Consider the following 25,055-nt stretch of genomic DNA (forward strand, 5'->3'; position numbering starts at 1 on the left):
GATCAGACGGCCCCGCGCAACGCGCACAATAACGACATGATTCATTGCCAAAATACAATTTTTCACATCGGCAAAACGCATTCCAATCGGCGCGGATCGAACCCGCATCGACATAAGAACAGGGTTTCGGAGTGCATTGGCTCGAGGTTCAGCCTCGGTCATCCCGGCATCGACCGCCGGGAGAATGGACGAGCGCCGGCGATGATTCGGCCGGGCCGCCGTTCGTGCCCCCCTCCACCAAATGGATGCGGGGTATCATCCTTTCGGGGGAAGCGGGACGGTGCCCCCGCGCTCAGGCCTCCCCCGTCCGCTGGGCCGGCGCGAAGACCGCGAGATTGTAGAGCGCGAAATTGATCGCGAGGCCAACGGCGACACCGATCGGCATGGCGATGTAGGGCGCAAGGGCGGCCGGCGGGAGGACCCAGAGGACAGCGGCGAAGGTCGACAGGTTCGCCGCCCCGGCCAGAACGCTGGCTGCCGCGTAGAGCGCGAACTGCCGCGCCCCGCGCCGCGGCCGGTCGGCAAACGTCACCGCGCGGTTGAGAGCGAAGCTGAAGGAGAGCGCGACCGAGAACGCGAGAAGCCGCGCCGGCACCGGCGCGAGCCCGGCGATTTCGACCCCGCCCGCGAACAGCGCCGCATCGACGACGAAGGCCGCACCGCCCACGACGGCGAACTTCAGGAAGCGGAGCACCATGACGCCCGTCAGTCCTTCGCCGGCAGGCCCGAGAGGTAGAAGAGCTGCTTGAACTCCCGGCGGGCGGTCGCGATGCCGTCGAGCACGAATCCCGTGACGAGCGACAGCGCGCTCATCAGCACCAGGCCGGTGGCAAGGACGGCGGTCGGCAGGCGCGGGACGAGGCCGGTCTCGGCGTATTCGATCAGGATCGGCGTCGCGAGAATCAGCGCGATCAGGCTGAGGAGAGCGGCGACCGCCGAAAAGAACAGGAGCGGCCGCTCGTCCTTGATCAGCAGCAGGATGAGCCGCAGGATCCGGAAGCCGTCACGGAAGGTTCTCAGCTTGCTGACCGTCTCGGCGTTCCGTTCGCGGTACGGGGTCATCACTTCAGCCGAGGGCGCGCGCGACTCCATGGTGTGGATGAGAAGCTCGGTCTCGATCTCGAAACCGCGCGAGGTGATCGGGAAACTCTTCACGAAGCGGCGCGACATGACCTTGTAGCCCGACAGCATGTCGGTCCAGTTGGCGCCGAAGGCGAGGCGAACCATCCCGCTGAGGAGTTTGTTGCCGAGCCGGTGGCCCGGTCGGTACGCGCCGTTGGAGAGCGCCACCCGCCCGCCGTTCACGACATCGTTCGGTCCGGCGAGGAGCATCGTGATGAGGCGCGGCGCGCTCTCGGCGTCGTAGGTGTCGTCACCATCGGCGAGGACGTAGATGTCGGCGTCGATGTCGGCGAACATGCGCCTTACCACGTACCCCTTGCCCTGCCGCGGCTCGCGCCTCAGCACCGCGCCGTGGGCGGCTGCGATCTCGGCTGTCCCGTCGGTCGAGTTGTTGTCGTACACGAAGATGGTCGCATCGGGCAGGGCCCTGCGGAACGCGTCGATCACGGCGCCGACCGCCCCGGCCTCGTTGTAGCAGGGCAGCAGCACGGCGACCGACGGCACCTTCTCCGGCTGGAACGCCTCGACGACCCTGACGGGCATAGCCTGCATCATGTAAGTTCCTCGAGCTTTGAACCAAATTGCGGCGAACCGGCCCCCGGCGGGACCGCGCGCTCGGTCGGGGCGGGAGTGGCGCCGCGCGTCGCCGTGCCGACGGTGCGCCGCAGGCCGTACAGGAAGGCGAGCGCAACGAGCGGCACGAGCCAGAGGCCGCGCGCGCCGTACCGGTCGAACGGCCCCGACGCGGCGCCACACAGGACGATGTTGGCGGCGACGACCGCGATGATGACGCTGCCCGCGATCATCGCGGCGGCGCCGATCCCGCTCGCCGAGCGTGCGGAGTACACGAGAAGCGCCAGCGCGGCTCCGAGGGCGGCGATGCCGACAGCCGCAAACCATCCGTCGACGAGGGCGAAGGGTATCGCGTCACGATAGGCGGCGCTCGCAGCGTAGGCGTCGGCGGTTCCCGGGGCGTAATCGTCGAAGTCGCGCCAGATCTCCGGCGGCATGTTCCAGTCGAGCTCGGCCGCGAGGGCGGTGCGTCCGGTGAGGCGCAGGACGTTCGTCGCCGTGGCCGAGGCGACGCCGAGCGGGTCGGACAGAAGCGTGCCGAGGACGACCTCGCGCTCCTCGTCGATCACACGGACGCGCGTCGCATAGTCGGCCGGCCAGAAGACCGCCGACGCGGGGTCGGTCCCCCAGAGGATGGCCTGGCTGTCATCCAGCGGCCTGTCGCGGAAGGCGCACAGCGCAAGGTCACGCTCCTGGCAGGCCGCGTCGAGCCAGGCGCGGCCGGGGCCGTCGGCGACCACACGCGCCATCAGGAACGGCGGATTGCGCAGCGGCTGGCCGAGAGCGATCTCCTCCGCCTTCTTCGCACCGAGGACAGCCGCCAGCCCGGCGACGATCACGACGAGCGACATGACGGTTCCCCGGCGCCAGAAGGCCAGTCCGCGCAGGCTGCCGACCACCGCCCCGGCGAGAACCCCCGCGGCGAGGATCGGGGCATGCGTCGAATGGACGAGCACGCCTGCCGCCAGCATCAGGCAGAGGAAGACGACGCCGCTTCGGCCCAGCCGGTCGAACCAGGCCATGAGCACCGCCGCCGACACCGCCGCGAGGCCGAGGAACACGTCCGGCATGATGTTGGATACGAGGAATCCGAGGGGTGTCGTCAGCGTGAGGAGTGCTGCGAGCGCCACGGTCGCGCCCGGCGCGATGTACGGCACCATGGCCGACAGAACGACACGGAGCGTGACGGCGGCGAGGACGGCCTGCGCGACGGCGACCGCCCAGAACCCTCCGAGGACCATCAGGAGATAGGCCGGGAGACCGTAGTAGATCGATCGCGCACCGAGATATGTGGTGCCCATCCGAATGGCTTCGTCGGACGCACTCGTCGCGGACGCATCGGCACTCCCGTCCGGTTCGACGTCCGGGGCACGGGGTAGCCAGGCGCCTGCGTCCGCAAAACCGAGCTTGTCCAGCATCGCATGCGCGGCGGCATCGCCGACCCTCAGGTAGCTCAACGTGTCGCTGTTCGGGAACGGCGCACCGTTCCAGGCCGCCGGGGCGAGGAGACAGAGCGCGGCGACGCCGACGGCGACAAAGTCCAGCAAGGCCGCAACGGCGCCCCTCGGGAACATGACCCGGCGGCGGGATCGAATCGTAGAATCCGCTCGGATCATGCCCGCTACCTCGGCCCGCGACCTCTTCCGGACCAGGATCGTAGGCGTGCCGCAGGGGTCACGCATGTCACCCGATCGGCCGATTCTCGCCGTCAGGGTCGGCATTTCGCGTCCGGGGCATCCGAAAGTGTCATCCGGACACACTCGTTCGGCCCTGTCGGCGCACCGGCCGGCCGGACGATGCATCGCCCACACCTGCGCCCCGAATCACAGCGCGGCGGCCCGCTCCACCGCCCGGGACCCGCGCGGCCAGCCGGTCAGTGGGGACTCCGGAAGACCGCTCCGACGCAGGCCGTTGCCGCCCGCCTCGGCTACGACGGGTTGTACGCGATGGACCCGTCGGAGTAGCGCCAGGACGCGGAGGGGCCGTTGCCGGCGGCGACGACGCCGCCATTGTCGAGGACCATCAGGCCGTAGGTGGTCGGGCCGCCGGTACTCACCTGCACGAAGTAGTCCGCCGGATCGCCGTTGTTGATGCTGCGGTTCCCGGCGATGCGGATGTCCCGGTTCGTCAGGCCCGATACGGAGCCGATCCTGACGATCGGGTTCTTCGACGAGAGGAGGCGGTTGCCTTCGACGCGGATATCCACGCCGGCGAGCCAGACGGCGGAAAGGTCCGGGTTCGGCTTCAGCTCGTCGGTCGTGTAGCCGGAGGCGGCGCAGTGGTCCATCGTGATGTTCTCGCCGACGAGGTAGTGGTTCGACGCCTGATGGCGCACCGAGGCGGACTTGGCATTCCGGTAGGCCTCGCAGTTGACGAGGTTCACCCGGTACGGAACCGTGCCGTTCGTGCCCGTGCTGGGGTGGCCGACACAGATCCCGTGACCGTCGTTGTCGGTCGTCCGGGCCTGGACGATCTCGATGATGCCGGGACGATCCTTGTTCACGCGCGCGGTGTGGTCGCCGCCGTCGAACAGGATGCCGTGGCCCTTGTTGGCGATCGCGGTGACGTGGCTCATCGTGTTCGAGACGCCGAGACCGGCGAACATGATGCCGTTTCCGGGCTGATCGCGGACGAGAACGTTGTGCAGCGTGGCGCTGGTGACGCGCATGCCGGGAGAGTCGTCGGCCTCCAGGCGGATGCCGTTTCGCGTTCCGCCGTACGGCATCGCCGCACGCTCTTCGCCGCTATAGATCGCGATGTTGACCACGTCGCACTCGCTCGCCTTGAGGCGAATGCCGTCCCCTCCCGTCGAGATGACGCGAAGGATGGTGCCGTGCATGTCGCCGCCCTCGCTCGGCCGCCAGGTATCCGTCGGCCGGCAACCCCGAAGCACGACGCCCGGCTCATCGACCACGAGACCGTTCGAGCAGTAGATCCCGGGGCCGAACGTGACGGTTCCACCGCCCTTGAACTCGACGTAGTTGATCACGTTCTGGATGGCTGTCCGGTTGTCGACGGCGTTGGCCTCGTCGTCGCCGACGACGGCTCCACCCCACTCGACCAGCGCCTCGCCATGCCATTCGGGCTCCCACCACTGGCCCCCGACGCTCTGGAACTTGAGCGCGTGAGACGGATTGGTGGCCGCCTTCACCATGTAGGCCTTGCGGTCCATGAGGTAGCAGCGAGGTTCGATAATCGTTGCGGCCTTCGCGGCAGCGATCGTCTGATAGACGGCAGTCATTCTCGGGATCGTCCTTCTCTCGGTTGAGCCCCCGGACACCGGGCAGCTTGACGGTCGGCTGGCCGACGCCGGACCGCCGTCTCGGGTTGGCGAGGCGGGTCATGCCGCCTCCCCGCCCCGGAGCGCCGGCACCGGGGCGCGGGGGCTGCTTGTCGTCCTCGCCGTGGGGGCGGTCGTCCGACCGGCTCGGTCGGACGACGACGCGGTGATCCTGCTCCGCTGGAATCGACGCCACTGATCGGCTTACGAAGAAGGGCCGGAGTTTCCGGGGGTGCGCAAGAGGCGGTCGAACGGACTGCGCCGGATGAGGTTCGCCCGGCGGCCTGCCAAATGTTGAAGTCTATGCCCCCCGGGCCGCCTATTCTCATCCTGGATTCACGTGCGGCTTGGTGGTCGTGGCGGTCCGGAGGGCCGCCGCGCCGGTGGAGAAGCGGTTTGGCTGATAGCAACGCGAACTTGCGGCGCATTTTCATCGGCGGCGTCCCCCGTTCCGGGACGACCCTCATCCAGAGCATGCTGGCGGCGCATCCCGACGTGACGACCTTTCCGGAGAGCCATTTCTTCAGCACGATCGTCGACGACCTCGACTGGAAGAAGTTCGGCCTCGCCAATGGCGGCCGGACCCGAGGCGGCGCGGCGATGGCGCGGGCGGGCGTCGCCCGGGCACGCCGGACCATGGACATCCCGTCGCGGCGCGCGGAGGCGAATATCGAGAAATTCCTCGGTCGCGCGGGGCTGGAGCACCACCGTCACCGCTTCGCCGAGAATGCCGGCAGCATCAGGGGGATGACCCGGGCCTTCGTTTCGACGCTCGACGAGGCGGCACGAGGCGGCGCCTGGGTGGAGAAGACGCCCAACCACATCTTCCGCACCGACCTCATCAGCGCCTTGGTCGACGACGCGATCTTCATCCATATCGTCCGCAACGCCGAGGACACCATCGCGTCGATCAAGCACGCGGCGGACCGGCATGAGGGCTGGAGCCATCGGTATCTGCGGGGCGCCGATACGGTTCCGCGCATGGTGGCGCTGTGGCGAAGGGGCGTGCAGTGCAGCCTCGGCAAGGTCGGCAGGCCGGGCCACCTCGTCCTCTACTACGACGATGTGGTGCGCGAGCCGCACGCGGCCGCGCGGGCGATCGCCGCGCACGTCGGGCTCGACTTCACGGACGCCATGCTGACCCCCGACACCACGTCCGCGGTCCTCTCCTACGAGACGTGGAAATCGAACGTGTCCGGGCCGATCCAGATGGCGGGCTCCCGCTTCGCCACCGTGTTCACCCCGCAGCAGCAGGCCGAGATTCGCCGGCGGCTCGCGACGGCCCCGGCCCCCGGCGATCTGGCGCGTGCCATCCACACGGCCCGGCCGGCACGGTCGGCCCTTGCCGCTCAGAACCTGATTTGAGCGGTTACGCCGTCCGGCGCCGCCGGATCCGATAGCGTCCGGCAGTCACCACTGCCGGGTTTCGGCGCGAACGATCCGGACCGTTGCTGGCGCACGCCGCAGGGGGTGGCTCCGTGGTCCCGGCGCCGCATGGCGCGCGTGGTCAATGCCCCGGTTTGTTGTTCAGATAGCCACTCCTGCGCGGCTGCTTTCGGGATTGCCGAAAGGGATGCCCGCCGGCGGGTCCGGTCAGTCGAGAAGGCCGAGCGTCTCGACGAGCGTTCCGTAGGCGGCATGGATGTCCGCCGCGAGTGCGCCTGCCGCGCCCACCGGATCGTGCGCCTCGAGCGCGTCGAGCATCGCCTCGTGCTGGTGGTTCGAGATCCGATAGTTCCCCGACGACTGCAGCATGTGAAAGTACGGGCTGATCTGCAGCCACAGGTTCTCGATGATCCCGAGCATCAGCTCGGATCCGGCGTGGCGATAGACCGTGAAGTGGAAGTCGTAGTTCGCGCGTAGATAGAGCGCGACCTCGCCACCCTGCTCCGCATCCTGCAACCGACCGAGTGCGGCCCGGAGCGTCTCGATCATCGCCGCGTCCGAACGCTCCGCCGCCCACCGCGCGGCGGCCTGCTCCACCTCCAGACGTACCCGGGTCAGATCGTCCAGCCGTTCGCGCGTCAGCCTCGGGATGCCGATGGTCCGGCCGGACACCACCGTCAGCGCACCCGCCGCCGTCAACCGCGTGAGCGCCTCGCGCACCGGCATCGGACTGACGCCGAAGGCGGACGCCAGGCTCGCCACCGTGATCGACTGACCCGGCGCAAGCCCGCCGTGAAGGATCAGTTCGCAGAGCTTCCGGTGCACCCCGTCCTGCAACGTCTCCTTGCGGAGCGGAGTCACGATCTCGTTCAGCGCGGGCATCGGCGTCCTTCTCGGGTTGGGTCCTCTTGATAGCAAGCTTCGGGCCCCCTTGAACACCATTAGATTTTTGATCTAATATCTAATCAAGAACGAAAACGTCCGGCATGAGCGAGACCGGACCCGAACCCGGGAGGATTTCGATGAAACGTGTTCACGCCCTAGCTCTGGCCGCCGCCCTGTCGGCGGCGTCGGCCCTCGGAGGCCCGGCCGCGCAGGCGCAGGACAAGCACAACGTCTTCCTGTCGATGAGCTACATCGGCAACGACTGGCAGGCCGAAGCGGCCAACATGATCAAGGCCATGGCCGGCTCGCAGACGCTGCGGGACAAGGTGGACCTCAAGGTCCAGGTCGCGGGCCCCTCGGCCCAGCGCCAGATCCAGCAGATCAATGCCATGGTGCAGGCCGGCGCGGACGCCATCGTCGTCTATCCGATCTCGCCGACCGCACTGAACCAGGTCGTCAAGAACGCCTGCGCTAAGGGCGTCACCGTCATCGCCTACGACGCCGAGATCACCGAACCCTGCGCCTACAACGTGACGATCGACCAGAGCGAAGCAGGGCGCGTCACCGCCGAATGGCTGGTCGAGGAGCTCGGCGGCAAGGGTGACATCGTGATGGTCACCGGCGTCCCCGGCACCTCGGTCGACACCGCGCGCACCAATGCAGCCAGGAAGGTGTTCGACGAGGCCGGCATCAACGTCGTCGGCACCGCTGTCGGGATGTGGAGCCAGGCCGTCGCCCGGAACGAGCTGTCGAAGCTTCTCGCGACGCGCAACTGGGACGAGATCGACGGGCTGTGGATGCAGGTCGGCTGCTATACCGCCAACGCGATGCAGCTCGAAGCGGGCCGGACGGCCGAGTACCTCCTGCCGTGCGCCGGCGAAGGCTCGAACGGCGGCCGGATCCAGATGCTGCCGACCGGCACCGAGGCCGAGGGGTCGTCCGGTGCCTATGCGCCGCAGGGCGCACGGCGCATCTCCTATGCCTCCCCGCCCTATTCCGGCGCCTACGCCCTGAAGCTCGCCGTCGACATCCTGGAAGGTGCCGAGGTCGAGAAACACACCACGCTGCCGCTGCCGATCGTCACCAACGAGACGGTGAAGCTCTGCGAGGAAGGCACGTGGGAGGAGATGAAGGCCGGCTGCAACGCCTTCAAACCCTCGCTGGTGCAGAACCCGGGCTGGTTCGCCTCGATCTTCTCGGAGGAGACCCCCGAGGTCGGTCTGCAGGCCGCGCTCGTCGGCGAGCCTGAAAACTAGGATTCCAGGCGCGGCCCAGGCCGCGCCCCCGACCCTGCCGCCGCGCCAAAGCGGCGTCACCCGCGACCCCGCCGCGCCGCTCTCGGGACACACGACATGACACTTCCGCCTGCCGTCGCCCTCAGCGGCGTATCGAAATCGTTCGGCCCGGTGACGGCGCTCGAGGACGTCTCGTTCGAAGTCGCCCCCGGCACCGTCCACGCCCTGCTGGGCGAGAACGGAGCCGGCAAGTCCACCACGATGAAGCTCCTGTCGGGGCTGATCGAGCCGAGCCGCGGCACGATCGCGGTCGACGGAGCGGCGACCCGCATCGCCTCCCCGCGCACCGCCCATCGGCTCGGCATCCAGACCGCATTCCAGGAGCTTACCCTGGTCCGCGACCTCTCCGTGCTCGACAACATGCTGATCCCCCGCGCGCCCGTCGGCCCGCTCGGAATGCTGCGGCGCTCGCAGGTGGCCGACGCCGTCGCCGCGCACTTCGACGCGCTCGGCATCGACGTCGACCTTCACGCCGAGGCCGGGACGCTCGACCTTGCCCTGCGGCAGAAGATCGAGATCGCGCGGGCGCTCTTCCGCGAGCCCAAGATCCTCCTCCTCGACGAACCGACGTCCGCCCTCGCCGGCAGCGACGTCGGATGGCTCGGCCGCATCATCGCCGGCGCCAGGGCGCGCGGCGTCACCGTCATCTTCATCTCCCACCGCCTGCCCGAGGTGCGGGACTTCTGCGAGACGATGACCATCCTCAGGAACGGACGCCACATCCGTACCGGCCGCGTCGAGGAGTTCTCCGATGCCGAGGTGGTGGAGCTCATCATCGGCCGCTCGCTCGACCAGACCTTTCCTGCGCGCCCGCCCAGAAATGACACCGCCCCTGCGCCAGTCCTTCAGGCGCGCCGGCTGTCGAGCGGTCCAAAGCTGCGGGACGTCGACTTCGACCTCAGGCCCGGGGAGATCCTCGGCGTCGCCGCCCTCCAGGGCATGGGCCAGCGCGACCTCTTCGAGGCACTGTTCGGCGCAAGGCCGATCGACGAGGGCGCCATGCTGGTCGACGGCGCGCCTGTCCACCTCTCCTCCCCCGCCGATGCGCTCGCCCCGTCGCTGCGCATCGGCCTCCTGCCCGAGGATCGCAAGACCGAGGGCCTCTTTCTTCAGCTCGACGGCACCACCAACGCGACCCTCCCCGTCGCGGACCGCTTCACGCGTTTCGGCCTCGCCGACCGGGCCCGCGAGGAGAGTGCCGCCAGCAAGGTCTTCGACCTTCTCAGCGTGACCCGGGGCGCCACCTACCGTCCCGCGAGCGCGTTCTCGGGAGGCAACCAGCAGAAGATCGCGCTCGCCAAGTGGCTCGTGGCCGAGAGCCGGATCCTCCTCCTCTTCGACCCCACGCGCGGCATCGACGTCGGCACCAAGCATGAGATCTACGAGCTGATGCGGGCGTTCGCGAACGCGGGCGGCGCGATCCTCTTCCACTCCACCGAAATCCCCGAGCTCGTCCACCTCTCGGACCGCGTGATCGTCCTTTACGAGGGACACGTGGCGGCACGGCTCGACGCGGACGACCTCGACGAGGTGACCATTATGGATGCCGCCCTCGGCAACGCGAAGGCCGCGGCGTGAGCGTGATTCCGATGCCCGCCGCCCGCCCGCACGCCGCCCGCTCCCTCTCCCGCTTCCTGGTGCGCTCCCGCGGCCCGATCGCGGCGCTCGCGGTCTTCCTCGCCCTCTTCGCGTTCATCGACGTGATCAGCCCGGGGCCGCTGACCTACTTCGACATCTCCTACCAGATCTCCGGCGCCGCGCCGCTCGCGCTCGCCGCCATGGGGCAGACGCTGGTGATCCTCTCCGGCGGGTTCGATCTTTCCGCCGGCGCCGTCGTGTCGCTCGTCAACGCGACGCTGGCGGCGAACATGGACCCGATGGATTTCGAAGCCTCCGTGCTGCTGTGGACCCTTGTCGGCGTCGGCACCGGCATGGCCGTCGGTGCGGTCAACGGCTTCTTCGTCGCCTTCCTGCGGCTGCAGCCGATCGTCGTGACCCTGTCGACGATGTTCATCGTCCAGGGTGCGACCCTGCTGGTCCTCGAGCAGCCGGGCGGCATGATCTCCCCGACTCTCGGCACCTTCTACATGGGCGATGCGGTCACCGGGCTGATCCCGAGCCCGGCGGTGCTGCTTCTCGTCGCCGCGCTCGCCTGGATGTGGCTGAAGTCGTCGCCCTACGGCATCGCCCTCTACGCGGTCGGGAGCGAACCCCAGTCGACCGCGGCCACCGGTGTGCGCGTCGCCTGGGTGCGCTTCGCCACATACGTCCTCGCCGGCGGCTTCTACGGCCTTTCCGGTGTCTTCATCTCGGCGCAGACCGGCTCCGGCGATCCGCTCGTCGGTAACTCTCTGCTCCTGCCGATGTTCGCCGCGGTGGTGATCGGGGGCACGCGGCTCGGCGGCGGACGCGGCGGGCTCGTCGGCACGATCGTCGGCGCCTTCGTCCTGATGATCGTCGTCAACGTGCTCCTCGCCCTCGGCGTCTCGGCCTACTACTCGACGATCGCCGAGGCCGGCGTGCTGCTGGCCGCGGTCCTCGTCGGCGCCTTCAGTCGCGACTCGGTGCTGATGGAAGCGCTGCGGCGCCTCGCGGGTGCCGTCCGCGCCCGCCGGGCCGGTTCCAGCGTCGCCCAGCGCGGCGGCGCCGACCGGCGGCTCGACTTCGTCGCCGGACGGGGCACCGCGCAGCCCGTCGCCGCCGGCTTCTTCGCCCGCAACGCCGGAACGCTGCGCTACAGCCTGCCGGCCTGGATCTGCCTCGTGCTCGTCCTCGTCGCGACGCAGGCCCTTCTCGGCAATACGCTCGGCAACTGGCACTTCTGGAACTCGCTCCTGGTGCTGTCGACCTTCCTCGTCATCCTGGCCCTCGGGCAGGGCGCGGTGATCCTCACGGGCGGGCTCGACCTCTCGGTGCCGTGGATGATCGGCCTCGCCGGCATCATGTGCGCGGGACTGGTCCAGGGGTCGGACGTCGCGCTGATCTACGCGGTGCCGATCGTCATCGCGGTCGCGGCCATCGTCGGCCTCGCCAACGGACTGGGCGTCGTCGCGCTCGGCCTTTCGCCGATCGTCGTCACGCTCGCCGCCAACGGCATCCTGCAGGGCGCCGCCCTCCTCTACTCCGACGGAACCCCCTCCGGCTTCGCCTCGCCCCTCCTGCGCACGCTGATGACGGGCCGGGTCTTCGGCGTAACGCCGGTCGTGGTCCTGCTCGCGATCATCGTCGTCGCCGGCACCCTGCTGCTGTCGCGCACGCCGTTCGGCCGCCGCGTCACGGCGATCGGCAACAGCCCTGCGGCGGCCCGGCTCTCCGGCGTTCGCGTCGGCCGGGTCACCGTGGGGGTCTACGTCCTTTCGGCGGTCTGCGCCGCGCTCGTCGGGATCCTGCTGACGGGGTTCGCGGGCCAAGCGAGCCTCGGCATGGGCGACGACTACCTCCTGCCGTCGATCGCGGTCGTCGTCGTCGGCGGCGCACTCATCACCGGCGGGCGCGGGCACTTCCTCGGCATGGTGGGTGGCGCCCTGCTCCTCACCGCACTGCAGACGCTGCTCGCCGGCACCAACCTTCCCTACGCCTTCCGCGCCATCGTCTTCGGCTGCGTCGTCCTCGCCGCCGTCCTCGCCCTGCGCGACAAAAGGAGCTGAACGTGTCCGACATCGTAACCGGGCTCGCCGGCCAGCGCGTGATCATCACCGCGGGCGCCGGGGGCATCGGCCTCGCCATCGCCCGTGTCCTGCACGCGGCCGGCTGCCGCCTCGCCATCTGCGACGTCGACGACGCCGCCCTCGATGCTGCCGCCGCGGCACTGCCGGGGACCCTCACCGCCCGCGCCGACGTCTCCGACGAGGGCGACGTCGAGTCCTTCTTTGCCGCGGCACTCGACACCCTCGGCGGCCTCGACGCGCTCATCAACAACGCCGGGATCGCCGGACCCACCGGCGGTGTCGAGGACCTCTCCATCGACGACTGGCGCCGTACGCTCGATATCGGGCTGACCGGGCAGTTCCTGTGCGCGCGCCTCGCGGTGCCGCACCTGAAGGCGGCGGGCGGCGGCTCGATCGTCTCGATGTCCTCATCGGCGGGCCGCTTCGGCTATGCCTTCCGGACGCCTTACGCGGCGACGAAATGGGGCGTCATCGGCTTCACCCAGTCGCTCGCCAAGGAGCTCGGCCCGGCCAACATCCGCGTCAACGCGGTCCTCCCGGGGATCGTCGCCGGGCCGCGCATGGAGGGCGTGATCCGCGCCCGCGCCGATCAGGTCGGCGTCCCCTACGAGACCATGGAAGCGCAGTACCTCGACCGCATCTCGCTGCGGCGGATGGTGAGCGCCGACGACATCGCGAGGTCCGTCGCCTTCCTGCTGTCGGACGCGGGCGCCAATCTGTCGGGCCTCTCGTTGCCGGTCGACGGGAACCTGGAATCGCTATGAGCGCGGTCGCGATCGTCGGCGCCGGCCTGATCGGGCGCGCCTTCGCCATCACGTTCGCCCGCGCGGGCCGCACGGTCCGGCTGTGGGACCCGGACCCCGCCGCGGCCCCGGGCGCCGCCGGCTTCATCGCCACCGTCGCCGACGACCTCGCCGCGAACGATCTGCTGGGTGGCCGGACCGTCGCCGAGGTCCTCGCCGCGATCCATCCGGTCACGACCATCGAGGCGGCGCTCGACGGCGCCGAGTGGGTGCAGGAGTGCGGCCCCGAGCGGATCGAGCCGAAGCGCGAGACCTTCGCGGCGCTCGACCGCATCGCCGCGCCGGACACGATCCTCGCGAGCTCCACCTCGGGACTCCTGCCGTCGGCCTTTTCCGAGGGGCTCCCCGGACGCGCACGCTGCATCGTCGCGCACCCGATCAACCCGCCCTACCTCGTCCCGGCCGTCGAGCTCGTCCCGGCGCCGTGGACGGATCCGGACGTGATGCGCCGTGCCGAGGCGTTCCTGCGCGAAGTCGGCCAGGTGCCGCTCGTGATGACCCGGGAGATCGACGGTTTCATCATGAACCGCCTGCAGGGCGCGCTCCTCGAGGAGGCGTTCCGCCTCGTCGCCGAAGGCTACGCCGGTCCCGAGGACATCGACCGCGGGATCGCCGACGGGCTTGCCCTCCGCTGGTCCTTCATCGGCCCGTTCGAGACCATCGACCTCAACGCGCCGGGCGGCGTCGCCGACTACGTCGCCCGCTACAACGACCTCTACGCCGGGATCTTCGCGCAATCGCAGAGGCGCGCCGACTGGACCGGCGCGGTCCTCGACACCGTCACCGCCCAGCGGCGGACGGTGACCCCGCAGGACGGTCTCGCGGAGCGCCAGATCTGGCGTGACCGCCGCCTGATGGCCCTGCGCGCCCACAAGAAACTCGCCGACGACACGTTCGGCCGCTGATCGGAGACGTTATGGCCACCCTCCAGCCCCAGGGCAAAGTCATCATCACCTGCGCCGTGACCGGCGCGATCCATACGCCGACGATGTCGCCGTACCTGCCGATCACGCCCGACCAGATCGCCGCCGACGCCATCGGCGCCGCCGAGGCCGGCGCGGCGATCCTGCATCTCCACGCCCGCGATCCTGAAACCGGCAAGCCGGATCAGACACCCGAGGCCTTCGCCCCGTTCCTGCCGCGCATCAAGCAGGCGACCGACGCGGCGATCAACATCACCACCGGCGGCAGCCCCTACATGAAGGTCGAGGAGCGCGTCCTGCCGGCCGCGACCTACAAGCCGGAGGTCGCATCCCTCAACATGGGCTCGATCAACTTCGGCCTGTTCCACCTCGCGCCGAAGTACGACACGTTCAAGCACGACTGGGAGAAGCCCCATCTCGAGGCGACGCGCGATCTCGTCTTCCGCAACTCCTTCAAGGACATCGAGTACATCCTCGAGACCTGCTACGGGAACGGCACGCGCTTCGAGTTCGAGTGCTACGACATCGCCCACCTCTACAACCTCGCCCACTTCGCCGACCGCGGGCTGGTGAAGCCTCCCTTCTTCGTGCAGTCCGTGTTCGGCCTCCTCGGCGGGATCGGGACCCACCCCGAGGACGTCATGCACATGAAGCGCACGGCCGACCGCCTGCTCGGGACCGACTATCGCTGGTCGGTGCTGGGTGCCGGGGCGAGCCAGCTCCGCATCGCCGCGCAGGCGGCGGCCCTCGGCGGCAACGTGCGCGTCGGCCTCGAGGACTCGCTGTGGGCCGGCAAGGGCAAGCTCGCCACCTGCAGCGCCGATCAGGTGCGCATGGCGCGCCAGATCATCGAAGGCCTCGGCATGACGGTCGCGACCCCCACCGAAGCCCGCGAGATCCTGTCGCTCAAGGGCGGCGACAACGTCGCGTTCTGACGCGCACGCAACTATAAGGGAGGACCACCATGCGCATCGAGATCGTGTGCGACGTGAAGACCACGCTCGGCGAAGGCCCGATCTGGGACGCCGAGCAGGAGAGGCTCTACTTCATCGACAGCTTCGACGGCCGCATCTTCCGCACCACAGCGGCCGGCGGCGAGATCCGCGCCTGGGACGTGCCGGAGAAGATCGGCTCGATGGCCCTGCGCAAGGACGGCAAGGGGGCAATCTGCTCGCTGGAGACAGGGTTTTACGCGCTGGACTTCACCACCGGTGACTGCGAGCTCATCCACAACCCCGAGCCGGACCGGCCGAACAACCGCATCAACGACGGCAAGGTCGACCGCCGGGGCCGCTTCTTCGCCGGCTCGATGGACACCCTCGAGGAGGGTCGCTACGGCGCCCTCTACCGGCTTGATCCGGACTTCTCCGTCACCAGGATCGACGAAGGGCTCATCTGCTCGAACGGCCCCTGCTTCAGCCCCGACGACAAGACCTTCTACTTCTCCGACACCTGGTCGGGGGAGATCTGGGCCTACGACTACGACATCGAGACCGGGACGCCGTCCAACCGGCGACATTTCGGAGCGGTCGACGGCAGCGAGGGCGGCGGATCGGACGGGTCGACAGTCGACAGCGAGGGCTGTCTCTGGAATGCGCTGGTCTATGCCGGGAAGCTCGTTCGCTATACGCCGGCCGGCGCAGTGGAGCGAGTGATCGACATGCCGGTCAAGAAGGTCACCAGCATGGCCTTCGGCGGCCCCAACCTCGACATCCTCTACGTGACGTCGATGGCTCGGCCCCCGCTGCCACGCTTCCCCGGCGACGGCATCCAGCGTGGCGCGGTCTTCGCCATCCATGACCTCGGGATCACCGGCCTGCCGGAGCCGCGCTTCGGCGCCTGACGGCGGTCCGCCTCCCGGCCGCCCACCGGCGGCCTCGCACGAGGGCGGGCGGAGGCCGCCGGCCCCGCCAGCCGATCCAAACGGGCGCCTCGGCTTCCGGCGGACATGCTTGCCCCAGGAGGGGCAAGCCGAGACGCGGGGAACGGGACGTCCCGCCCCCGCCGGACCACAGGCAACAGATCGCCGGGCGGGCGAGCGCAGCGCCATGTGCCCTGCGCTCATCGTCTCGCGGCCCGGAAAGGCATCGCGAATACCTATGGTCCGGCCCGCGCCGGCGGATCACGCCACGAGGCGCACCCGGGCGCACACCGGGACGCTCAGGCGCACAATCCGCTTCACGCGTGGTCACCCGCAGACACCGGACGCAAAACGGCAGCATCGAATCAGGCGGCTCGATCGGGCGCGCGCGGATGGTCCCGTTCGCCCGGCTCCCCGACGGGCCCCGTAGCGCGAGCGCCCCGGCGGGCGCGGCGCCATCCTCGCGCGCGGACCCGTCAGGACCGCCGGCGTTGACCGAAACTTGACGAACGCGCCCCCGGCGCCGATTGATGGCCGCCGTCCCGACGGGCGCGGTCCGGCTTCGAACTCTCCGGCAAGCTCCCCGCCCCGCCGGGCAGCGCGGATCGGGACCCGTTCCCCGATCGCGTCCGGTCGTGCATCGATGACATGCGCGGCCGCCCCTTTACAGCCCCCTGCACCGGATACCTTCAAGACCCATGACGACGCGCCGCCCCCATTCGATCGACAACGACGTGCACCCCGGCGAGACCACCGAGGCATCGCCTGCTATCGATCCCATGGTGCTGAACAGCGCGCACTGGGGCGTGTTCCGCGTGGCGAGCGCGGCGGGCCGGCCGATAGCCATCGTCCCCTTCGAGCGCGATCCGAAGCCGTCCCCCCTCCTCGAGGGCATGGTCGAGGCGTACGATCATCCGACCCGCATCGCCCGGCCCGCGGTGCGAAAGGGCTGGCTCGAGCGCGGCCCTGCCGACAGCCGGCGCGAGCGAGGCGCCGATCCGTTCGTGGAGGTGCCTTGGGACGAGGCGCTCGACCTCGTCGCCGCAGAGCTTGCCCGCGTGAAAAAGGACCACGGCAACTCGGCCATCTTCGGCGGCTCCTACGGCTGGTCGAGCGCCGGGCGCTTCCACCACGCGAAGACGCAGGTGAAGCGCTTCCTGAACACGTTCGGCGGCGCGGTCGGCCAGGTCAACAACTACTCCTTCGGCGCCGGCATGGTGCTGCTGCCGCATGTCCTCGGCTCCTCGGCGATGCTGTTCGGCGTCACGACCGGCCGCCGCTCGATCGCGGCCAACACCGAGCTGTTCCTCGCCTTCGGCGGCATGCCGTCGCGCAACACGCAGATCGAGTCCGGCGGCCCGGGCGAGCACCGCCAGGAAAGCTGGCTGAGGGAGCTCGGCAAGCGCTGCCGCATCGTCAACGTCAGCCCGCTCGCCGACGACGTGGAGGGCATCGGTTCGGAGTGGTGGCCGGCGATCCCGGGGACCGACACCGCGCTCATCCTCGGGCTCTGCCATACCCTCCTCGCCGAGGGGCTGGCGGACGAGGGCTTTCTCGCCTCGCACTGCCACGGCTACGACGCCTTCGCGCAGTATCTCCGCGAAGGCCGGTCCGGCGCCTCGTTCGACGCCGACTGGGCCGCGACGATCACCGGCTTCGACGCCGACCGGATCCGCACGCTGGCCCGCGACCTCGCGCGGTCGCGCTCGTTCATCGCCCTCTCCTGGTCGCTGCAGCGCGCCGACCATGGCGAGGACGTCTTCTGGGCGGCCGTCGCGCTGGCCGCGATGCTCGGCCAGATCGGCCTCCCCGGCGGGGGCGTCGGCTTCGGCTACGGCTCGCTGCACGGCATCGGCAACGAGGTGGCGCCGTTCTGCACGCCCCGCCTCGACGCCGGCGCGAACCCGGTCGGGATGTCGATCCCCGTCGCGCGGATCGCGGACCTGCTCCTCGGTCCCGGCGCGCGCCTCGACTACGACGGTTCCGCGATGACGCTGCCGAAGATCCGCCTCGTCTACTGGGCAGGCGGCAACCCGTTCCACCACCATCAGGACCTCAACCGGCTGGTGGACGCGTTCCGGCAGCCCGAGACCGTCATCGTCCACGAGACGCACTGGACCGCGACGGCGCGCCGCGCGGACATCGTCCTGCCGGCGACGACCACCATCGAGCGCGACGACATCGGCGCCTCCTCGACGGACCGCTACCTCGTCTCGATGAGGCGCGCGGTCGACCCTTACGCCGAGGCGCGGGACGACTACGCGATCTTCACCGCTCTCGCCGCCCGCCTCGGCATCGAGGAGCGCTTCACCGAGGGACGGAGCGACGCCGAATGGCTCCGCCACATGTACGAGGAGACGCGGCACGGCTCGGCCCTTCTGGGCGTGGAGCTCCCCGACTACGAGACCTTCCGCGCACAGGAGTTCGCCGAGATCGCGCAGCCGCCGGAGCCCGTCGACGCGCTCGCCGCCTTCCGCGCCGATCCGCAGGGCCAGCCGCTCGACACGCCGTCCGGCCGGATCGAGCTCTTCAGCGAGACCATCGCGGGCTTCGGGTACCCCGACTGCGGCGGCCATCCGATGTGGCGCACGCCTCGGGAGTGGCTCGGCGGGCCGCTCGCCGAGCGCTTCCCCCTCGCCCTGATCTCGAACCAGCCGGCGCACCGCCTGCACGGCCAGCTCGATCCCGTCGGGGTCAGCAAGGCCACCAAGATCGCCGGACGCGAACCGATCCGCCTCCACCCGGAGGACGCGCGGGCGCGCGGCGTCCGGGACGGCGACATCGTGCGCGTCTTCAACGACCGCGGCGCGTGTCTCGCCGGTGTCGTCGTCTCGGACGCATTGCGGCAGGGCGTCGTCCAGATGGCGACGGGTGCCTGGTACGATCCCTTGCAGCCCGAGGCGCCGGGCGGCCTCGACGTTCACGGCAATCCGAACGTCCTCACCCACGACCACGGAACCTCGACGCTGTCCCGGGGTCCCGCCCCCGGCAACACCCTCGTCGAGGTGGAGCCCTACCGGGCACCGCCGCCGCCGATCACGGTGGATCGCCCGCCGCAGTTCGTGCCCGATCCGCGCCGTTCCGGGACCTGATCCGCGGCCGCCACCGCGCCGCACCGCCTCGTTCGCGCGAGCCTCGCGGCGCCGCGGCGAGGACGTGCGGGCGGCTTGCATCATCGGGACGCATCCGGCGGCGGCGGCGTAGACAGTCCTGCCGCCGCCGTCTATGCAGGTTTGTCCGATTCCGGAGACCACTCGGGGCCCGTGTCCGTCCTTCGCAGACTCATCATCGCGCTGGCGATCCTGGGATCGCTCTCCCCCACCCAGGGGGCGATGGCGATGTCTTCGGCCGGGCATCGGACCGAGGCGGCTGCGGCGACGGGCGGCTGCAACGCCGAAAAGGCGCACCATCCGCGCGATGGCGGCCACCGAATGGTCGGACATGCGATGGCCCACGGGACCGATGACGGGACCGGCCACGACATGGACCACGCGGCGATGCACGGCGGTGCCATGCAGCACGCCGCGCACGGCATGATCTCCCCACCGTGCGCCACCGAAACCGCCGATCACGACGGCTCATGTTGCGACCCCGGCGCGTGCTGCCCGGCGGCGGACCTCGTGGTCCTGCGTCTCGCGGAACGCGAGCGGGTCCGCGGCTTCTCCCCCGTGCTGCCGGAGAAGACCGGCAACGACGCCAGCCCGCCGGCGTTCGAGCGACCTCCCAGATCCCACTGAGACCCACCGCGTAGCGCGGGGCCGCCCCGGCGGCTCCGAACGGTGTTCGACGCAGCGCCCCTGACCGCGCCTGCGCCCATCGCGGCGCCGGCGTTCCGGCCGGGTGCGGCTCGCGTCCGCAGTCTCAGGAACATGTCATGCAAGGTCGACACGTCGCGCTGTCGATCCTCCTCTTCGGCGCAAGCTTCGGAGGCGGGATCGCATGGGAGCGTCACTACATCAGCGCGCCGACGGGCGCCGCGGACCAGGGACCGAAGATCGCCTACTGGGTCGCGCCGATGGACCCGAACTTCCGGCGCGACGGTCCGGGCAAGTCGCCGATGGGGATGGACCTCATCCCCGTCTACGAGGGCGACGAGCCGTCCGGTGACCCGGCGGAGGTCGAGGTCAGCGCGCGCGAGATCAACGCCATCGGCGTGCGCACCGCGCTCGCCCGGGTGGAGGACGTGGCGCGCCGGATCGAGACGGTCGGTTTCGTCGGCTACGACGAGCACCGCACCAGTCACATCCACGTGCGCGCGGAGGGCTGGATCGAGGACCTGAAGGTCCGCGCCGTCGGCGACCGCGTGGCCGAGGGCGACCTCCTCTTCCGCATCTTCTCCCCGGACGTCACCGTCGGCAGCGCCGAGCTTGTCCGCGCCGTGGAGCGCGGCAACAGGGTCGAGATCGCCAACGCCCGCCGCAAGCTGGAGAGCCTCGGCGTCTCGGACCGGCAGATCGACGAGATGGCCCGCACCCGCGAGACCGCGCGCAGCCTCGCCGTCTACGCCCCGCAGGGCGGCGTCGTCACCGCGCTGGAGGCGGCGGACGGCATGTTCCTGCAGCCCGCGACGCGGGCCATGAGCATCGCCGACCTCGGCTCGGTCTGGCTGATGGCGGACGTCTTCGAGCGCGACATCGGCCGTCTGGCGCCGCATGCCACCGCCGAGGCACGGTTCGAGCACTTGCCGGGCCGCGTCTTCGAGGGGACGATCGACTATATCTACCCCGAGCTCGACCGCTCGACCCGCACGCTCCCCGTCCGCCTCCGCTTCGACAACGCCGACGGGCTCCTGCGGCCCAACATGTACGCGACCGTCTCGCTCGCGCCGGATTCGGGGCGCGAGGCGGTGACGGTGCCGTCCGAGGCGGTGATCCGCACCGGCCGCGCCGAACGCGTCATCCTGAAGGTCGGCGACGGTCGCTTCCGGCCGCGCCTCGTCACCACCGGGCTCACGGACGGTTACGGCGAGGGCGGGCGGACCGAGATCGTCCAGGGCCTGAAGCCGGGCGAGGAGGTCGTCGCCTCCGCCCAGTTCCTCATCGACAGCGAGAGCGCCATGAACGGCGCGCTGATGCGCATGGCCCCGACCGAGGCCGAGCCGGCGGCCGGCGCCGGCGTCCTCGTGGCACTCGACGCGGACAGCCGCAGCGCCGAGGTGCGCCACGAGGCGATCCCGTCGCTCGACTGGCCGGCCATGACGACCCGCTTCACGGTGCGCGCCGACGTCCCCCTCGCGGACCTGACGACCGGCGAGGAGGTGCGCTTCGCCGCCGCGCGCGGCGCCGACGGGACGCTCGCCCTCACCGAACTCGCCGCCTCCGACGGCGTCGAGGCCACCGGCACCGGCGTCGTCGAGAGGGTGGAGCCGGACGGCAAGCTGCTCCTGGCGCACGATCCTGTCCCGGCGCTCGCTTGGCCCGCGATGACCATGGCGCTGCCGACCCGCGACATCGACACGGCGAGCGTGCCGGTCGGCACCCGCGTCGAGTTCGACCTCGCCAGAGCGGGCGGCGGCCTCTACGCCATCGTCGCCGTCCGGCCGGAGGGAGCCGCGGCCGCGCCGTCCGCCGCGGCCGAGGCCCCCGGGATGCGCACGATGGCGGCCGAGGGATCCGTCAACAGCGTCGACGCGGCGGCCCGCACCGCCAACATCACCCACGGCCCGCTCGCCGAGATCGGCATGCCGGGCATGACGATGGACTTCCCACTCGCTGCCGGGCTCGACCCGGCGGCCGTCGTCCCGGGGCCGGCCGCGTTCGAGATCACCGTCGACGGCAGCGGCCGCATGGTCCTGACCGGCGTCACGGCGGCTGCGCCGCCGATCCGGGTGCAGGGCACCATCAACCGGGTCGACGCGGCGGCGCGCACGGCGAACGTCACACACGGTCCGATGGCCGACATCGGCATGCCCGGCATGACGATGGATTTCGCCCTCGCGGACGGCCTCGACCCGGCGAAGCTGCCCATCGGCCGGGAGGTGCCGCTGCTGATGCGGCGCGAGGCGGACTTCACGCTGACCCTCCTCGGCCTCGCCGACAAGGACGACGAGGTGGCCCTGCGATGATCCCGGCCATCATCCGCGGCTCCATCCAGAACCGCTTCCTCGTCATCGTGCTGGCGCTGATGCTGACCGCCGGCGGGATCTGGGCCGTCCGCTCCACCCCCGTCGACGCGATCCCGGACCTTTCCGACGTCCAGGTCATCGTGAAGACGCCCTACGCCGGCCAGGCGCCGCAGGTGGTCGAGGACCAGGTCACCTACCCGATCGCCACCGCGATGCTCGCCGTGCCGGGCGCGGTCACCGTGCGCGGCTTCTCGTTCTTCGGCGATTCCTACGTCTACATCGTCTTCGAGGACGGGACCGACCTCTACTGGGCCCGCTCGCGGGTCCTCGAATACCTGGCGCAGGTGCAGTCGCGCCTGCCGGAGAACGCCGCGCCCGAACTGGGGCCCGACGCGACCGGCGTCGGCTGGATCTACCAGTACGCGCTGATCGACCGGACGGGCCGGCACGACATCTCGCAGCTCCGCACCCTGCAGGACTGGTGGCTCAAGTACGAGCTGCAGACGGTGGAGGGCGTCTCGGAGGTCGCCACCATCGGCGGAATGGTCAAGCAGTACCAGGTGGTCGTCGACCCCAACAAGCTGCGCGCCTTCGGCATCCCGCTGCAGAAGGTCCGCGACGCCATCCGGGCCGCCAACCAGGAGACCGGCGGCAGCGTCGTCGAGATGGCGGAGGCGGAGTACATGGTCCGCGCCACCGGCTACATCGACGAGCTCGACGACCTCGCCAGGATCCCCCTCGTGGTCAACGATCGCGGCGCGGCGCTGACGCTGGCGGACGTCGCCGAGATCCGCCTCGGCCCGGAGATGCGCCGCGGCGTCGGCGAGTTCGACGGGGAGGGCGACGCCGTCGGCGGCGTCGTCATCATGCGCTGGGGCGGCAACGCGCTGGCCACGATCCGCGCCGTGGAGGAGCGGCTCGAGACCCTGAAGGAGAGCCTCCCCGAGGGCGTCGAGATCGTCACCACGTACGACCGCTCCGGCGTGATCGAGCGGGCGATCGACAACCTCGGCCACAAGCTGGGGGAGGAGTTCATCGTCGTGGTGCTGGTGTGCGCGGCGTTCCTCCTTCACCTGCGCTCGTCGCTCGTCATCCTGTTCTCGCTGCCGCTGGGCATCCTCGCCGCGGTGCTGGTGATGAAGCTGCAGGGCGTCAACGCGAACATCATGTCGCTGGGCGGCATCGCGATCGCCATCGGCGCGATGGTGGACGCCGCCATCGTCATGATCGAGGCGCTGCACCGGCGCATGGAGAAGGAAACGATCACCGCCGAGAACCGCTGGCGCATCGTCGCCGAGGTGACGGCGGAGGTCGGGCCAGCCCTCTTCTACTCGCTCGCCATCATCACGGTCAGCTTCATGCCCGTGTTCGTCCTGGAGTCGCAGGAGGGGCGCCTCTTCAAGCCGCTCGCCTTCACCAAGACCTACGCGATGGCCGCGGCCTCCATCCTCTCGATCACCGTCGTGCCGGTGCTGATGGGCTACTTCATCCGCGGCAGGATCATCCCCGAGCGCAAGAACCCGCTGAACCGCCTCTGCATCATGATCTACCGCCCGTTCCTCGACGCGGCGGTGGCCTGGCCGTGGGCGACGGTGGTGCTCGCGCTGGCGCTGATCGCCTCGATGTGGTGGCCGCTGCAGCGGATCGGCTCGGAGTTCATGCCCGCGCTGAACGAGGGCGACTTTCTCTACATGCCCTCGCTCTATCCGGGCGTCTCCATCGGCAAGGCCCGCGAGGTGCTGCAGCAGACCGACCGGCTCATCGCCACCGTGCCGGAGGTCGCGACCGTCCACGGCAAGCTCGGCCGGGCCGATACCGCGACGGACCCGGCGCCGCTGACGATGATCGAGACCACCATCCGCCTGAAGCCGCGGGAGGAATGGCGACCCGGAATGACCATGGACGGGATCCGCGACGCGCTCGACAAGGCGGTTGAGGTCCCGGGCGTCACCAACGTGTGGATCCAGCCGATCAAGAACCGGATCGACATGCTGGCGACGGGCATCAAGACGCCGGTCGGCGTCAAGGTCGCGGGGCCGGATCTTGCCGAGATCGAACGCATCGGCGTCGCCATCGAGCGCGCGGTCGGCGGGATCGACGGGACCGCGTCGGCCTACGCGGAACGTCCCGTCGGCGGCCGGTTCATCGAGATCGACATCGACCGGGACGCGGCGGCCCGCTACGGCCTTTCCATCCGCGAGGTGCAGGACGTGGTGCAGACCGCCATCGGCGGAATGCAGGTCACCGAGAGCGTCGAGGGGCTGGAGCGCTTCCCCGTCAACCTTCGCTACCCGCAGGACTGGCGCAACAGCCCGGAGCGGCTGGAGGACCTTCCCGTCGTCACCGCCTCCGGCGCCAACATCCCGCTCGGCGCGGTGGCGGACGTCGCCATCGTCGACGGGCCGGGCATGATCCGCTCCGAGAACGCGCGGCGCACGGGCTTCGTCTTCATCGACATCGCGGGTCGCGATCTCGGCTCCTACGTGGCAGAGGCACAGGCGACGGTCGCCCGGGAGGTGAGCCTGCCGCCGGGCTACTCGATCGCCTGGTCCGGCCAGTACGAGTACCTGGAGCGCGTCAAGGAGCGGCTGACGCTGGTGGCGCCCGCCACGCTGATGATCATCGCGCTGATGCTATTCCTGGCGTTCAACCGCATCATCGAGGTCGTGATCATCCTCACCGCCCTTCCCGTCGCGCTGGCGGGCGGCGTGTGGCTCCTCTGGTGGCTGCAGTTCGACATGTCGGTCGCGGTGCTGGTCGGCTTCATCGCCCTCGCCGGCGTCGCGGTGGAGACGGCGATCGTCATGCTGCTCTACCTCAACCTCGCCTGGGCCAAGCGGCTGGACCGCGCGAAGGTCGAGTGCCGCGCCCTGGTCCGCCAGGACATCGAGGACGTCGTCTTCGAGGGCGCGCTCCTGCGCCTGCGCCCCAAGGTGATGACGGTCGCGACCATCTTCGCCGGCCTGATCCCGATCATGTTCGGCAACGCCACCGGCTCGGAGATCATGCAGCGCATCGCCGCGCCGATGATCGGCGGCATGGCGACCGCGACCCTCCTCACCCTCTTCGTCATCCCCGCGGTGTTCGTGATCTGGAAGCTGATTGCGCTGAAGCGCCTCAACGCCTCCGCCCCGTCCCCCGCGGCGATTCCGTCACCGGCGCCGGCGGAATGACCCGCCCGCGCCGTTCCCTTCC

At 70.1% G+C, this 25,055-nt stretch carries 17 protein-coding genes; 12 read left to right on the forward strand and 5 right to left on the reverse strand.

From position 1 onward, the window contains the following. Nucleotides 1–292: 292 nt before the first annotated feature. From DLJ53_RS09280 to DLJ53_RS09295, 4 genes are all read right to left on the reverse strand, one after another. Nucleotides 293–697 carry a GtrA family protein gene (locus tag DLJ53_RS09280; RefSeq protein WP_111344566.1) on the reverse strand — a complete coding sequence of 135 codons (405 nt, stop codon included), beginning with the start codon at nt 695–697 and terminating at the stop codon, nt 293–295. A gap of 8 nt (nt 698–705) precedes the next feature. Beyond that, nucleotides 706–1,677 (reverse strand): glycosyltransferase family 2 protein, encoded by a 972-nt coding sequence (locus DLJ53_RS09285; RefSeq protein ID WP_202913086.1) that lies wholly within the window; start codon nt 1,675–1,677, stop codon nt 706–708. Then, the gene (locus DLJ53_RS09290) at nt 1,674–3,242 is read right to left on the reverse strand and encodes a hypothetical protein (RefSeq protein WP_146619921.1); all 1,569 of its coding nucleotides are present in this window, start codon (nt 3,240–3,242) and stop codon (nt 1,674–1,676) included. Before DLJ53_RS09290 ends, DLJ53_RS09285 begins: the two co-directional genes overlap by 4 nt. A gap of 380 nt (nt 3,243–3,622) precedes the next feature. After that, complete coding sequence (locus DLJ53_RS09295) at nt 3,623–4,936, reverse strand: hypothetical protein (RefSeq protein ID WP_111344571.1); 1,314 nt, start codon at nt 4,934–4,936, stop codon at nt 3,623–3,625. A 435-nt stretch (nt 4,937–5,371) separates the two neighbouring features. On the opposite strand from DLJ53_RS09295, the gene DLJ53_RS09300 reads away from it, so the two are divergent. After that, on the forward strand, nt 5,372–6,340 hold the full coding sequence (locus DLJ53_RS09300; protein ID WP_162409037.1) for a sulfotransferase family protein: 969 nt from the start codon (nt 5,372–5,374) through the stop codon (nt 6,338–6,340). Nucleotides 6,341–6,568: 228 nt separating this feature from the next. On the opposite strand, the gene DLJ53_RS09305 is transcribed toward DLJ53_RS09300, so the two are convergent. After that, a complete protein-coding gene (locus DLJ53_RS09305; RefSeq protein WP_111344575.1) occupies nt 6,569–7,243 on the reverse strand; it encodes a GntR family transcriptional regulator in 675 nt (224 codons plus the stop codon). Between the two features lie 140 nt (nt 7,244–7,383). On the opposite strand from DLJ53_RS09305, the gene DLJ53_RS09310 reads away from it, so the two are divergent. The 11 genes from DLJ53_RS09310 (at nt 7,384) to DLJ53_RS09360 (ending at nt 25,033) form a co-directional block, all read left to right on the forward strand. Then, the gene (locus DLJ53_RS09310; RefSeq protein ID WP_111346179.1) at nt 7,384–8,502 is read left to right on the forward strand and encodes a sugar ABC transporter substrate-binding protein; all 1,119 of its coding nucleotides are present in this window, start codon (nt 7,384–7,386) and stop codon (nt 8,500–8,502) included. Nucleotides 8,503–8,598: 96 nt separating this feature from the next. Then, nucleotides 8,599–10,119, forward strand: a complete 1,521-nt coding sequence (locus tag DLJ53_RS09315; protein ID WP_111344577.1) for a sugar ABC transporter ATP-binding protein — start codon at nt 8,599–8,601, stop codon at nt 10,117–10,119. Nucleotides 10,120–10,130: 11 nt separating this feature from the next. Then, on the forward strand, nt 10,131–12,188 hold the full coding sequence (locus tag DLJ53_RS09320; protein WP_111346182.1) for an ABC transporter permease: 2,058 nt from the start codon (nt 10,131–10,133) through the stop codon (nt 12,186–12,188). Beyond that, on the forward strand, nt 12,185–12,973 hold the full coding sequence (locus DLJ53_RS09325) for an SDR family oxidoreductase (protein WP_111346181.1): 789 nt from the start codon (nt 12,185–12,187) through the stop codon (nt 12,971–12,973). The genes DLJ53_RS09320 and DLJ53_RS09325 overlap by 4 nt, the downstream gene beginning before the upstream one ends. Then, nucleotides 12,970–13,917: a 3-hydroxyacyl-CoA dehydrogenase gene (locus DLJ53_RS09330; RefSeq protein ID WP_111344578.1), complete on the forward strand. Its 948-nt coding sequence runs from the start codon at nt 12,970–12,972 to the stop codon at nt 13,915–13,917. The genes DLJ53_RS09325 and DLJ53_RS09330 overlap by 4 nt, the downstream gene beginning before the upstream one ends. Nucleotides 13,918–13,928: 11 nt before the next feature. Continuing rightward, nucleotides 13,929–14,870: a 3,5-dioxohexanoate:acetyl-CoA acetone transferase gene (kce, locus tag DLJ53_RS09335; RefSeq protein ID WP_111344580.1), complete on the forward strand. Its 942-nt coding sequence runs from the start codon at nt 13,929–13,931 to the stop codon at nt 14,868–14,870. 29 nt (nt 14,871–14,899) lie between these two features. Next, nucleotides 14,900–15,778 carry an SMP-30/gluconolactonase/LRE family protein gene (locus tag DLJ53_RS09340; protein WP_111344582.1) on the forward strand — a complete coding sequence of 293 codons (879 nt, stop codon included), beginning with the start codon at nt 14,900–14,902 and terminating at the stop codon, nt 15,776–15,778. Nucleotides 15,779–16,494: 716 nt separating this feature from the next. Beyond that, on the forward strand, nt 16,495–18,888 hold the full coding sequence (locus DLJ53_RS09345; protein ID WP_244935048.1) for a molybdopterin-dependent oxidoreductase: 2,394 nt from the start codon (nt 16,495–16,497) through the stop codon (nt 18,886–18,888). A gap of 171 nt (nt 18,889–19,059) precedes the next feature. Beyond that, nucleotides 19,060–19,533, forward strand: coding sequence for a hypothetical protein (locus DLJ53_RS09350; protein WP_111344584.1), 474 nt, complete (start codon nt 19,060–19,062; stop codon nt 19,531–19,533). A 137-nt stretch (nt 19,534–19,670) separates the two neighbouring features. Further along, a complete protein-coding gene (locus tag DLJ53_RS09355) occupies nt 19,671–21,860 on the forward strand; it encodes an efflux RND transporter periplasmic adaptor subunit (RefSeq protein WP_111344586.1) in 2,190 nt (729 codons plus the stop codon). Continuing rightward, nucleotides 21,857–25,033 (forward strand): efflux RND transporter permease subunit, encoded by a 3,177-nt coding sequence (locus DLJ53_RS09360; protein ID WP_111344588.1) that lies wholly within the window; start codon nt 21,857–21,859, stop codon nt 25,031–25,033. The genes DLJ53_RS09355 and DLJ53_RS09360 overlap by 4 nt, the downstream gene beginning before the upstream one ends. Nucleotides 25,034–25,055 lie beyond the last annotated feature (22 nt).

The sequence above is a fragment of the Acuticoccus sediminis genome (genome assembly GCF_003258595.1).
GTDB lineage: Bacteria > Pseudomonadota > Alphaproteobacteria > Rhizobiales > Amorphaceae > Acuticoccus > Acuticoccus sediminis.